An 11618-nucleotide genomic window follows, 5' to 3' on the forward strand; every position below is an offset into this window, starting at 1 on the left:
ACGATTCGGTATGCACCCGCCGGGAGCCGACACCGTCCTCGTCCGCCACGGGGACATCAACACCAAGAGCAACACCGTCAGGCGGTACATGGAGGACCTCCTCGCTGAGAACCTCGAGGCGGTCCTCGACGACCGTTCGGTTCCCGGGGAGGTCGAGCGCCGGTGGAGCCGACTCCTGATCCACACGACTGAGGAGGCGGTCGAAGACGCGACGGCCGCAGCGGCCGACACGTTCGGCGTCGTCTCTGCCAGTCCGTGTCTGACGGTCAGCACCGAAAAGGAACTGATCCTCGACGCGCTCGAGGAGGTCGCACGCGCCCGCTACGACGGCGGCAGCTTCGCCGTCGACGCGCGACGAGCCGACAAGGAGTTGCCCTACGACAGCGAGGACCTCGCCCGGGAGGGCGGATCGACCATCTGGGAGACCGTCGCAGACGAGTTCGAGCCCGAGGTCGACCTCGACGACCCTGATCTCACCTTCGGCGTCGAGGTTCGCCGGGAGGGTACCTTCCTCTCCCTCGAGAAGCGATCCGGTCCGGGCGGACTTCCGCTCGGCGCCCAGGAGCCCGTAATCGCGATGGTCAGCGGCGGGATCGACTCGCCCGTCGCGGCCTACGAGATGATGAAGCGCGGGAGTCCGATCGTCCCGGTGTACGTCGATCTGGGCCCGTTCGGCGGGATCGATCACGAGGCCCGCGCGATGGAGACGGTTCGAGTACTCTCGCGGTACGCCCCGAACTTCGACATGCAGGTCTACAAGGTTCCCGGCGGAGAGACCATCTCCGTCCTCGTCGAGGAGATGGAGGAGGGGCGGATGCTCTCGATGCGACGCTTCTTCTACCGGGCCGCGGAGGTGCTGGCCGAGCGCGTCGACGCCCACGGGATCGTCACCGGCGAGGCCGCGGGTCAGAAGTCGAGCCAGACGGTCCAGAACCTCGGCGTCACGAGCCGCGCGACCCGCCTGCCGATCCACCGGCCGCTTCTGACTCGAGACAAAAACGAGATCGTCGCCCAGGCCCGCGAGATCGGAACCTTCGCCGAGTCGACGATCGACGCCGGCTGCAACCGCGTCGCGCCCGACAGGGCCGAGACCAACGCCCGGCTGAAACCGCTGCTCAAGGCCGAACCGGACGACCTCTTCGAGCGAGCCGAGGCGGCCGCGCGGAACGCGACGCTCGTCGAGCCATAAGCACACCCGCGGGTACGGCAACCCACGATCATTCAGGAGGGATCGTTTTCCCTCGAGGAACGCAAATCGGCATATGTACGAGCGGGTTCTCTGTCCGACCGACGGCAGCGACAACGCCGAGCTGGCCGCGAAGCGAGCCCTGCGGATGGCAAAGCAGTACGACGCCGAGTTGCACGTGCTCTACGTCGTTGAGAAGTCTCGCGATGAGCCGGAGCAGAAGGGACTGGAGGAGAAGATCGCCGAGGAGCGAAAAGCGGCCCGGAGCGTCATCGAACGGATCGAACGCGACGCGGCCGACGCCGGGATCACGGTCGAATCGACCGTGACGACCGGGATCCCGCGAACGACGATCGAAACTTACGCCGACGACCACGATATCGACGCGATCGTCATCGGCTCGACCGGCGCGGACGGCGTGTCGGAGAAGCTCCTCGGCACTGCCTCGAAGTACGTCGTCAACGAAGCGCCCGCTGACGTACTGGTCGTCAGACGCGACTCCGAGATCGAGTGACGGCTCCGTCGGGAGACGAAACGCCCATTATTGCGATCCGCCAACACCCCGGCAGTGACCCGCGTCTGTCTCGTCGGCGATCCCGAGGTGAACCTCCAGTACGAACTGCTCTCGAGGGAAACCTCCCGCGAGGCGCTCGCGACGTACGACCTCGAGCGGCCGTTCGAGAACGCCCTCGCCGTTCGAACCGTCAGTATCGGCGCGGCGGTCTCGCTACTGAACGATCTCGACTGGTACCTCACCCGATTCGTCGACGAGGCGCTCGTCCAGGAGCCCTCGGTCAGCGAGACGGAGTGGCTCTCGCGGTCGCTGGCGACCGAGCTTCGAAATGGCGACCTCGAGGCCGGCGACACCGGGGAGTTCTGCAAGATCTACGGGCTCGAGCGCCCGGAGGAACCCGACGTCGATCAGGGTGACGAGACGGCAGACGGTCCCGAGAACGCCCCGACGAGACCGCGGCTCGTCGAGCCGCTGTACGTTCGTCGCACCGACGGCGAACTCCCCGAGTACGACCTCCGGGACGTCGCGGACACGCTGATCGTCCGACTGACCGAAGCGGAACACTCGCCGTAGCCGACGGTCTCGAGCCCCGATCGCTCCTCACTCGTCGGCGCCGAGTTCGAACTCGTGGGCGTCTCCGGAGCGGTCAGCGATCGTCGCGGACCCCTCATCGACCGGATCACCGCCGTCGGAGATTCGAACCAGCCGACCTACCGTCACCTCCTGTTGTGCGCAGCTGTCGGCGTCGTCGCCGTCGTCGGCGACCGCCTCGAGCCGGATCGCTCCCGCCTCGAGTGTCGCCGCCTCGAGAGCGAGTTCGTAACAGAGGTTCGGCCCACGGGCCTCGAGCGCGACGAGCGAGGCCTCGTCGAACATGGTCTCCTCGAGGAACGTCTCGGCTTCCTCGCCGACGTTTCGGTCCTCGAGCCACGCGTCGGCATCCTCCCGGTCGGCCAGCAGTGTCGCGGCCGGCTCCGAGCGCGGCTCCGTGGTGGTAAACGGCGCGTCCTCGATCGACGGACTCTCATCCCCGTTCCCGCCCTTGTCCTCGTCCTCGTCGTCGGTCTCCGCACTATCGTCCGCCTCGGTATCTTCGTTCTCGCTGTCGTCTGCACTGTCATCGCTCTCCTCGTCGTCGGTCGACGTCTCGTCGTCCGTGGGTCCGTCGTCGTTCGTCCCGCCGTCAGCGCCCGACGGGTCGTCGCCGATGCAGCCGGCGAGGAGGGCGATTGCGCCAGCCGTCCCGGTCAGCAGCCCGCGTCTCGAGTGACGGTTCATACATCAGACCGATGAGGTGTGATATAAAGAGCGTTCGGCAAGGTGAAAGAGCGACTGTACCCTCAGTCGAAGAGACCAGTCGAGAGGTAGCGCTCGCCGCTGTCCCAGAAAACGGTGACGACCAGCGGGCAGTCCTCAAGGGACCCGCCGTCGGGCTCGGGGGTCGCCTGGGGTTGTCGGTCGAAGACGTCCGGGATTTCGGGACAGCCGGCCTCGGGCTCGGCGATCTCCTCGGCGATCAGGTTCGCGACGAGGCTCGTCGCGCCGCTGGACTGGCCGACGAGGATCCCCTCCTCGCGGGCGAGGCGGCGACACTCGTCCTCGGCGTCCTCGAGGCGAACCGTCTCGACGCGGTCGATCAGGTCGACGTCGAGGTTGTCGCTGACGAAGCCCGGGCCCATCCCCTGGAAGTCGTCGTTACCGGGTTCGCCCGTCGAGAGAACGGCGTTTTCGGCTGGTTCGACGGCGACGATGTCCATCTCGGGAAACTCCTCGCGGAGTCGTCTGCCCGTTCCCGAGAGGGTGCCACCGGTGCCGACGCCGGCGACGAAGGCGTCGACCTCGCGGTCGCCGACCTGCTCGAGGATCTCCTCGCCGGTCGTTCGGTAGTGAGCCTGCGGGTTGGCGGGGTTCTCGAACTGCCCGAGCTGGACTGCCCCTCGTTCCTCGAGTTCGTCGGCGCGCTCGCGGGCTTCCGTCATCTCGCCCTCGACGAGCTCGAGCTCGGCGCCGTAGGCGGCCATGATCCGGCGGCGCTCCTCGGATTTCGAGGCCGGCATCACGATTGTCAGATCGTAGCCGCGGGCGGCCGCGACCAGCGCGAGGCCGATCCCGGTGTTGCCGCTGGTGGGCTCGACGAGCCAGTCGCCGGGCTCGATCAACCCCTCCTGTTCGGCCGTTCGGATCATCTCGAGGGCCGGCCGATCCTTGGCCGACCCTCCGGGGTTGAAGGATTCGACCTTCGCGGCGACGGTCGCCCCCTCCGGCGAGTCGACCTGGACGAGCGGCGAACCGATCGTGTCCAGGATGCTTCCCTTCATTGCGAGCGCGTAGGAAGCCGAGACGTAAACCCGTACTGGCCCTCGCAGGACGTGCCGGTGTCGGCGACCGGAAGCGAGCGAACCGGCTCGACGGACTACGGCCGCGGCACCGACCGCGACTCGCCGTCGGCGCCCGCGATCCGGTCCTTGGCGTAAGCTTCGGCCGCCTCGAGGACGGTCGTCCCCTCGTCGTCGGCGCGCTCGATCATCCCGCGCAGCCGTCCCTCGATCGCCTCGGCTTCCGCGTAGGCCTCCTCGTAGCTACCCCCGAAGTGGTCCTTGGCCACGGTCACGAGGCCGCCGGCGTTGATCACGTAGTCGGGCGCGTACAGGATCTCCCGCTCGTGAAGCGCCTCGGCGTGGCGGCGTTCGGCCAGCACGTTGTTCGCCGCGCCCGCGACGATCTCACACTCGAGCGTGGGGATCGTCTCGTCGTTCAGGATTCCGCCGATCGCACACGGAGCGAAGACGTCGCAGGGCTGCTCGTACACCACGTCAGGCGCGACGGTGTCGGCGCCGTGTTCGGCCGCGAACGCCTCTGTCGCTTCCCGGTCGACGTCCGAAACCGTCACCGCGGCGCCGGCCTCGAGCAGCTCCTCGGCCAGCGACCGCCCGACCTTGCCGAGTCCCTGAACGACGACCTCGAGCCCCTCGAGGTCGTCCTCGCCGTAGACGTGGTCGACGCAGGCTCGGATCCCGCAGAATACCCCGTGTGCGGTCACGCCCGACGGGTTCTCCAGGCCGTCGCTCGCGCCGACGACGTGGTCGGTCCGGCGGGCGACGACGTCCATCTCCGCGGCGCTCGAGTTGATGTCGACCGACGTGATGTACCGTCCGCCCAGGCGGTCGACCGCGCGGCCGTAGGCCTCGAGGGTCGCCTCGGTTCTGACCTCGTCGGGGTCGCCGAGGATGACCGCTTTCCCGCCACCCAGCGGGAGGTCGGCCGCGGCCGCCTTGTACGTCATCGCCTGAGAGAGTCGAAGCACGTCCTCGAGGGCCGCCTCCTCGGAGTCGTAGTCGAGGATCCGCGTGCCCCCCAGTGAGGGCCCGAGCGTCGTGTCGTGGATCGCGACGATCGCTCGCAACCCCGTCTCCGGATCAGTGAAGTACGATACCTGTTCGTGGCCGGCGTCGCCGATCGCGTCGAATACCATGACTAATATCTCTTTTGCTTCCCGTAAAAATGTCACCGATCCGTTCGCCGAAGCGCGGCGGTTAAGCCCCCGGAGCCGAAACTCGAGGGTATGAGCCTCGAGACCATGCGACCGAACCCGACGTGGGACGCCGCCTCCTACGAAGACGCCGTCGATACGCTGGCGGCCCACCGCGACGAGGTGACCTACCGAGTCTGGGCCGGCGACTGGTGTAAGGACTGCCGAGCGCTGCTGCCCGACTTCGCCGCGGCGCTCGAGGCCGCCGACGTGCCCGACGACCGGATCGAGGAGATCAGCCTCGACGAAAACAAGGAGGGACCGAAGGTCGACGCCTACGACGTCGAGTACATTCCGACGATCGTCGTCGAGGACGACGATGGCAAGGAGATCACCCGATTCGTCGAGGAAGAACGCATCCCGCCCGCCGTCTGGCTCGCACAACAGCTCGAGTCCGAACTCGAGACTGAAACGGTCTGAGTCCCTAGAAGGGGACGTCGTCGGCGTCGTCGCCCAGTTCTCCGCTCGTCTCCGACGCCTCGAGCCAGTCGAGCGCCTCGTCGGCGTCGTGGGTCGGCGGCGAGCAGGTTCGATTTCTGCAGACGTACAGCGTCGGCTCGCCGTCGCGAGCCTCGCGGCCGGCCCAGATCGGGGGTGCGTCCGCGAGCTCCAGTTCGTCGAGCCACTCCTCGAGCCCCGCCTCGGTCGGCGGTCGGAGCGCGAACTGCCGATCGGGCAGGTACTGCGAGCCGAACGCCTCGCGCCACTCGTCGGGAAGCTCGTTGGCGGCAACCGTGATCTCGAGCGCTCCCGACTCGAGGCGGTCGGCGGCCAGACACAGCGTCACGTGCTGAAGCGCGTTCGACTCGAGGCGACCGGCATGGGTTCCCAGGACCGACGCCGCGATCCCCTCGAACTCGTCGTCCTCGTCGGCAAAGCCCTCGAGCGCGAGCAGGGTCTCGACCGCGACCCCCGCGGCGGCGGGCGTCGACTGGTCGGTCAGCTCCTGGGGCCGGGTCACGAGCGACTCGCCGCTCTCGGGCGTGAAGTACAGCGTCTCGCGCTCAGCGTCGTAGAACTCGGCCTCGATCCCGCGAGCCAGCTCGAGCGCAAAGGCGAGGTGGTCGACCTCACCGGTGGCCTCGTAGCAGCCGAGCGCCCCGCGAGCGAGGAAGGCGTAATCCTCGAGGTTTCCCTGTACGGCGACGTCTCCGTCCTTGTACCGCCGTGAGAGCCGCCCCTCGTCGGCGTCCCAGAGCCGATCCCGAACGAACTCGAGGGCGTCTGTCGCCATCTCGGCGTACCGATCCTCGCCCAGCGCGAGGGCGGCCTCGGCGCAGGTCGAGATCATCAGGCCGTTCCAGCCCGCCAGCACCTTTTCGTCTCTATTGGGTCGCGGGCGCTCCTCGCGTGCCTCGAACAGTTTTTGGCGTGCGCTTTCAAGACGCTCCTCGACCTCGCGCTCCTCGAGATCGAACCGGTCGGCGAGTTCGGAAATCGAGGCCGCGAGGTTGGGCTGGCTCTGCCCCTCGAAGTTGCCCGACTCCGTGATGTCGTACCGGGCACAGAAGAGGTCGGCGTCGGTTTCGTCCCCGAGGACCTCCCGGACCTCCGCGGGCGTCCAGACGAAGAAGGCGCCCTCCTCGCGCTCGCCGGTTTCGGGGTCCTCGCTCTGGGCGTCCAGGGTCGAGAAGAAGCCGCCCTCGTCGTGGGTCAGCTCCCGGGAGACGAACTCGAGGGTTTCCCGGACGTAGCCGGCGTAGCGCTCGTCGCCGGTGAGCCGGTAACCCGCGAGCAGCGCCCGCGGAATCTCGGCGTTATCGTACAGCATCTTCTCGAAGTGGGGGACCGTCCAGTCGGCGTCGACGCAGTACCGGTGGAAGCCGCCGCCGACGTGGTCGTACAGTCCGCCCTCGATCATCGCGGTGAGCGAGCCCTCGAGGACCTCGCGGTACTCGTCGCGTCCGGTGCGGTCGTACGCCCGGGCGAGGACCCGCAGTCGGGCGGGCTGGGGGAACTTCGGCCCGCCGGAGCCGAAGCCGCCGTTCTGGCGGTCCGCGCTGCGCAGCGCGGCGTCGGCCGCTCGCTCGAGGACGTCGCTCGAGGGTGGTTCGGCGGCGCCGATCGAGTCGGGCGTTTCCTCGAGCTGATCCCTTGCAGCCGCGGTCCACTCGTCGGCCCGGCTCTCGATCTCCTCGCGGTCGGTCTCCCAGGAGTCCGCCAGCCCCTCGAGCAGGTCGAGAAAGCCCGGCTGGCCCCGTTTCGAGCGCTTCGGGAAGTACGTGCCGACGTAGAACGGTTTTCCTTCCGGCGTGAGCCAGGCCGACAGCGGCCAGCCGCCCCCGCCGCTGACGAGCTGGCAGACGGTCATGTAGATGCTGTCGACGTCGGGGCGCTCCTCGCGGTCGACCTTGATCGGGATGAACTCCTCGTTGAGGAGGTCAGCGACCTCCTCGTCGGCGAAGCTCTCCTCCTCCATGACGTGACACCAGTGACACGCCGAGTAACCGATCGAGAGGAAGATCGGCTTGTCCTGTTCGCGCGCGCTCTCGAGGGCCCGCTCGTCCCAGGGCTGCCAGTTGACGGGGTTGTCCGCGTGCTGGCGCAGATAGGGGCTCTCCTCCTCGTCGAGCCGATTGCGCTCGGTCGGGGTACTCATGAGATACCGTAGGGTCGGACGCCGGAAAAGCTCGGCGTACCCGTGAACGCGACGATGGGGGTGACGACGCGCTCGAGCCCCCGCTCCTTGTGACCGGAACGCGAGCCGTCACTCAGGCCGGCTCCTCGAGCTCGAACTCGATTCGCTCGGTGTTCTCGCCCTTCGAAACGTGGTCGGTGACGGTTAGCCGCCCGATCTCGCCGAGCCGGGAGACGTGGGTACCGCCACAGGGACAGAGATCGAACGCCTCGATCTCGACCACGCGAAGCGGGTCGACGGAGTCGGGGATTAGATCCAACAGTGCGCGACCCTCGTCGACCGACTCCTCGACGGCCGGCCGCGGACGGTTTTTCTTAGCAACTTGGAGGTCGCGCTCGACGACCTCGTTCGACCGCCGCTCGATGAGCTCGAGATCCTCCTCGCCGAACGACGCGGGCTCGAAGTCGATCCGCGACCGATTCGGGTATATTTGGTTGCCGGCGGTGCCCGCCCCGTACTCATCGAGGACGACGCGGGAGACGACGTGCTGGGCAGTGTGCATCCGGCTCAGTTTCCGCCGACGGTCTTCGTCGATCCGACCCTCGACCGTCGTCCCCTCGGTCGGAAGCTCCCCCGTTCGGAGTTCGACGTCGTGGCGCACGTCGCCGTGATCCTTCCGGACGTCGACCACGTCCGCGCGGCCGCCGTCCCACTCGAGGACGCCGCGGTCGGCGGGCTGGCCGCCGCCCTCGGGGTAAAAGTACGTCCCGTCGAGGAAGACGCTGTCCTGGCCCGTCTCCGTGATCGTTGCGGTGAACGCGGTCACGTCGTCCGCGTCGGGGAGGTATCGCAGGTCGGTCATCGCTCGACGTTGTGTCCGGAACCCCAAAGACGCTGGCGCTCGCTCTCCGGCGGGACGCTTCTCTACCTCGCGCTCGCCGGGTTCGGGCGAGCCACGAAAAGAGTCGGTGTCGCTCGGGATCAGTTCAGTTCGGCCTGCAGCAGCCGCCGCAGCACGAGGTGGAGCACGCCGCCGTTCTCGACGTACTCGACCGCCATCGGCGTGTCGACCTGCGCGGTCACCGTGAACTCCGTCGTCTCGCCGTCGTCGTCTTCGGCGGTGACGGTCAGTTCGGCGTTGGGTTCGAGACCGTCCTCGAGCCCCTCGATCGTGTAGTGTTCGTCGCCTGCGAGGCCGAGCTCCTTCCAGCCCTCGCCGTCGTCGAACTGCAGCGGGAGGACGCCCATCCCGATGAGGTTGTCGCGGTAGATCCGCTCGTAGCTCTTGCCGATCGTCGCGCGGACCCCGAGCAGGTCGGTCCCCTTGGCGGCCCAGTCGCGACTCGAGCCGGTGCCGAGCTCGATCCCGGCCATGACGATCAGCGGCGTGTCCTCCTCGCGGTAGCGCTCGGAGGCCTCGAAGACCGTGGTCTCTTCGCCGGTCGGGTGGTGGACCGTGTACCCGCCCTCCGTCCCGTTGAGCATCTCGTTTTCGATGCGGACGTTGGCGAACGTCCCCCGCATCATGACCTCGTGGTTCCCGCGGCGGGAGCCGTAGGTGTTGAACTCGTAGGGCTCGACCCCCTGTGCGGCGAGCCAGCGGCCCGCCGGGAGCCCCTCGCTGAACGGACCGGCGGGGCTGATGTGGTCGGTCGTGACCGTGTCGCCGAGGGTCAACAGCGCGCGAGCGCCCTCGACGTTCCCGACGCCGGGTTTCTCGAGCGGGAACTCCTTGAAGAACGGCGGCTCGCGGATGTAGGTCGACTCGTCGTCCCAATCGTAGACGTCGCCCTCGGGGGCGTCCAGGGCCTCCCAGCGCTCGTCACCCTCGTAGACGCTGGCGTACTTCTCCGCGAACATCTCGGGGGAGACGGCGTCGTGGATCGTCTCGCGGATCTCTTCCGCGTCCGGCCAGACGTCCTCGAGGTACACCGCCTCGCCGTCGCCGTTCGTGCCGAGCGGCTCGTTTTCGAGGTCGATATCCATCTTGCCGGCGAGTCCGTAGGCGACGACCAGCGGCGGGCTGGCGAGGTAGTTGGCCCTGATCTTCGGGTGGATGCGGGCCTCGAAGTTCCGGTTACCCGAGAGGACGCTCGTCGTCCAGAGGTCGTGTTCGTCGATCGCGTTCTCGATCGGCTCTGGAAGCGGCCCGGAGTTGCCGATACAGGTCGTACAGCCGTAGCCGACGACGTGGTACCCCAGCTCCTCGAGGTCGTCCAGTAGGTCCGCACGTTTCAGGTACTCCGTGACGACACGGCTGCCGGGCGCGAGACTCGTCTTGACGTAGTCGGGCACCGCCAGTCCCTGCTCGGCCGCGTTGCGGGCCAGCAGGCCGGCGGCGACCATCACCGACGGGTTCGAGGTGTTCGTACAGCTCGTGATCGCGCTGACGAGGACGTCGCCGTGGCCGATCTCGACCTCGGTGCCGTCCTCGAGTTCGACGGGGACCTTCTCGTCGAGCTCGAGGCCGGGGCCGGCGTCGGTCGCATCCGCCGCGGTCGCACCGCTCCCGTCACCGATTGCGGGCTCGCCGCCCGCGCCGAGGACGCCCTCCTCCCGCAGCAGGTTCGGGAAGTGCTCGTCGAGGTCGCCCATCGGGATGCGCTGGTGGGGCTTCTTGTGGCCCGCGAGGCTCGGCTCGACGTCGCCGAGGTCGAAGCCGACGGTTTCGGTGTACTCGGGCTCCTGCTCGCCGAACAGCCCCTGGGCCTCGAGGTACTCGCGGACGAGCTCGACGTGGTCGGGATCCCGGCCCGTGAGCTCGAGGTACTCGAGGGTCTTCTCGTCGACGGGGAACATGCTGATCGTCGACCCCTGTTCGGGGGCCATGTTCGAGATGGTCGCCCGGTCGGCGACCGAGAGTTCGGCGACCCCGGGGCCGTAGAACTCGACGAACTTGTCGACGACGCCGACCTCGCGCAGCTTCTCGGTGATGTGGAGCACGAGGTCCGTCGCGGTCGCGCCCTCGGGGAGTTCGCCCTCGAGGCGGACGCCGACGACCTCCGGCAGGCTCATATTGATCGGCTGGCCGAGCAAGGCGGCCTCGGCCTCGATGCCGCCGACGCCCCAGCCGACGACGCCGATGCCGCCGATCATGGGAGTGTGGCTGTCGGTGCCGACGAGCGTGTCGGGGACGAGCCACTGCTCGCCGTCGACCTCGCGCTCGTGGACAACGCGCCCGAGGTGTTCCAGGTTGACCTGGTGGACGATCCCGGTTCCCGGTGGGACGACCTCGAAGTCCTCGAACGCCTGCTGGGCCCACTTGATCGCGCGATAGCGCTCCTCGTTTCGCTCGTACTCGATCTCGACGTTCTTCTCGTAGGCGTCGTCGCTGCCGAAGTGGTCGACCTGCACGCTGTGGTCGATCACGAGGTCGCAGGGGACCTCGGGTTCGACGACCGTCGGGTCGACGCCCTTGCGGTCCGCGGCCGAGCGCAGCGCCGCGAGGTCCACCACTGCGGGAACGCCGGTCAGGTCCTGCAGGACGACCCGCGACACGGTAAAGGGTACTTCGGCGTCGGGTACGTCCGGCTCCCAGGATGCCGCGGCGCGGATCGACTCGGCGTCGATCTGATCGCCGTCGGCGTTTCGCAGCACCGACTCGAGCAGGATCCGGATGCTCACCGGCAGTGTCTCGAGCTCGCAAAGCCCCTCCTCCTCGAGGACCGTGAGGTCCGCCATCTTGTACGTCTCGCCGTCGTGTTCGAACTCCCGGATCGCCTCCGAGAACTCATCAACTACCATATTCGAGCTGCGAACCCGTGGTATTTGAATCCCTCGAGAATATTCCCTAGAGAACATATACTCCCTA

General features: G+C 67.8%; 10 protein-coding genes. 4 read left to right on the top strand and 6 right to left on the bottom strand.

What is annotated here, in order from left to right:
* Nucleotides 1-10: 10 nt before the first annotated feature.
* The 3 genes from C491_RS09250 (at nt 11) to C491_RS09260 (ending at nt 2273) form a co-directional block, all read left to right on the top strand.
* Complete coding sequence (locus tag C491_RS09250; protein ID WP_005555515.1) at nt 11-1189, top strand: tRNA sulfurtransferase; 1179 nt, start codon at nt 11-13, stop codon at nt 1187-1189.
* A 73-nt stretch (nt 1190-1262) separates the two neighbouring features.
* Complete coding sequence (locus C491_RS09255) at nt 1263-1700, top strand: universal stress protein (protein ID WP_005555517.1); 438 nt, start codon at nt 1263-1265, stop codon at nt 1698-1700.
* A gap of 54 nt (nt 1701-1754) precedes the next feature.
* Nucleotides 1755-2273 carry a DUF5804 family protein gene (locus C491_RS09260; protein ID WP_005555519.1) on the top strand — a complete coding sequence of 173 codons (519 nt, stop codon included), beginning with the start codon at nt 1755-1757 and terminating at the stop codon, nt 2271-2273.
* A 27-nt stretch (nt 2274-2300) separates the two neighbouring features.
* Here C491_RS09260 and C491_RS09265 read toward each other — a convergent pair whose 3' ends face one another.
* The 3 genes from C491_RS09265 to C491_RS09275 all read right to left on the bottom strand — a co-directional run bounded on the left by C491_RS09265 (nt 2301) and on the right by C491_RS09275 (nt 5172).
* A complete protein-coding gene (locus C491_RS09265; RefSeq protein ID WP_005555521.1) occupies nt 2301-2978 on the bottom strand; it encodes a hypothetical protein in 678 nt (225 codons plus the stop codon).
* A gap of 62 nt (nt 2979-3040) precedes the next feature.
* Entirely contained in the window at nt 3041-4018 is a 978-nt protein-coding gene (locus tag C491_RS09270) for a PLP-dependent cysteine synthase family protein (protein ID WP_005555523.1), read from the bottom strand.
* 95 nt (nt 4019-4113) lie between these two features.
* On the bottom strand, nt 4114-5172 hold the full coding sequence (locus C491_RS09275) for a Leu/Phe/Val dehydrogenase (protein WP_005555525.1): 1059 nt from the start codon (nt 5170-5172) through the stop codon (nt 4114-4116).
* Nucleotides 5173-5262: 90 nt separating this feature from the next.
* On the opposite strand from C491_RS09275, the gene C491_RS09280 reads away from it, so the two are divergent.
* Nucleotides 5263-5649: a TlpA family protein disulfide reductase gene (locus tag C491_RS09280; RefSeq protein ID WP_005555526.1), complete on the top strand. Its 387-nt coding sequence runs from the start codon at nt 5263-5265 to the stop codon at nt 5647-5649.
* 4 nt (nt 5650-5653) lie between these two features.
* On the opposite strand, the gene C491_RS09285 is transcribed toward C491_RS09280, so the two are convergent.
* The 3 genes from C491_RS09285 to acnA form a co-directional block, all read right to left on the bottom strand.
* Nucleotides 5654-7828, bottom strand: coding sequence for a thioredoxin domain-containing protein (locus C491_RS09285; RefSeq protein WP_005555528.1), 2175 nt, complete (start codon nt 7826-7828; stop codon nt 5654-5656).
* A 112-nt stretch (nt 7829-7940) separates the two neighbouring features.
* A complete protein-coding gene (locus tag C491_RS09290; RefSeq protein WP_005555530.1) occupies nt 7941-8669 on the bottom strand; it encodes an alanyl-tRNA editing protein in 729 nt (242 codons plus the stop codon).
* Nucleotides 8670-8788: 119 nt separating this feature from the next.
* Nucleotides 8789-11551 (bottom strand): aconitate hydratase AcnA, encoded by a 2763-nt coding sequence (gene acnA / locus C491_RS09295; RefSeq protein ID WP_005555532.1) that lies wholly within the window; start codon nt 11549-11551, stop codon nt 8789-8791.
* Between the last annotated feature and the right edge of the window lie 67 nt (nt 11552-11618).

The sequence above is a fragment of the Natronococcus amylolyticus DSM 10524 genome, assembly GCF_000337675.1.
Classification (GTDB): domain Archaea; phylum Halobacteriota; class Halobacteria; order Halobacteriales; family Natrialbaceae; genus Natronococcus; species Natronococcus amylolyticus.

What these genes read in the sequence shown, in the direction of transcription:
- C491_RS09275 (WP_005555525.1), bottom strand. Translation starts at nt 5,172, where the DNA reads ATGGTATTCGACGCGATCGGCGACGCCGGCCACGAACAGGTATCGTAC.
- acnA (WP_005555532.1), bottom strand. Translation starts at nt 11,551, where the DNA reads ATGGTAGTTGATGAGTTCTCGGAGGCGATCCGGGAGTTCGAACACGAC.
- C491_RS09265 (WP_005555521.1), bottom strand. Translation starts at nt 2,978, where the DNA reads ATGAACCGTCACTCGAGACGCGGGCTGCTGACCGGGACGGCTGGCGCA.
- C491_RS09250 (WP_005555515.1), top strand. Translation starts at nt 11, where the DNA reads ATGCACCCGCCGGGAGCCGACACCGTCCTCGTCCGCCACGGGGACATC.
- C491_RS09290 (WP_005555530.1), bottom strand. Translation starts at nt 8,669, where the DNA reads ATGACCGACCTGCGATACCTCCCCGACGCGGACGACGTGACCGCGTTC.
- C491_RS09270 (WP_005555523.1), bottom strand. Translation starts at nt 4,018, where the DNA reads ATGAAGGGAAGCATCCTGGACACGATCGGTTCGCCGCTCGTCCAGGTC.
- C491_RS09255 (WP_005555517.1), top strand. Translation starts at nt 1,263, where the DNA reads ATGTACGAGCGGGTTCTCTGTCCGACCGACGGCAGCGACAACGCCGAG.
- C491_RS09285 (WP_005555528.1), bottom strand. Translation starts at nt 7,828, where the DNA reads ATGAGTACCCCGACCGAGCGCAATCGGCTCGACGAGGAGGAGAGCCCC.
- C491_RS09280 (WP_005555526.1), top strand. Translation starts at nt 5,263, where the DNA reads ATGAGCCTCGAGACCATGCGACCGAACCCGACGTGGGACGCCGCCTCC.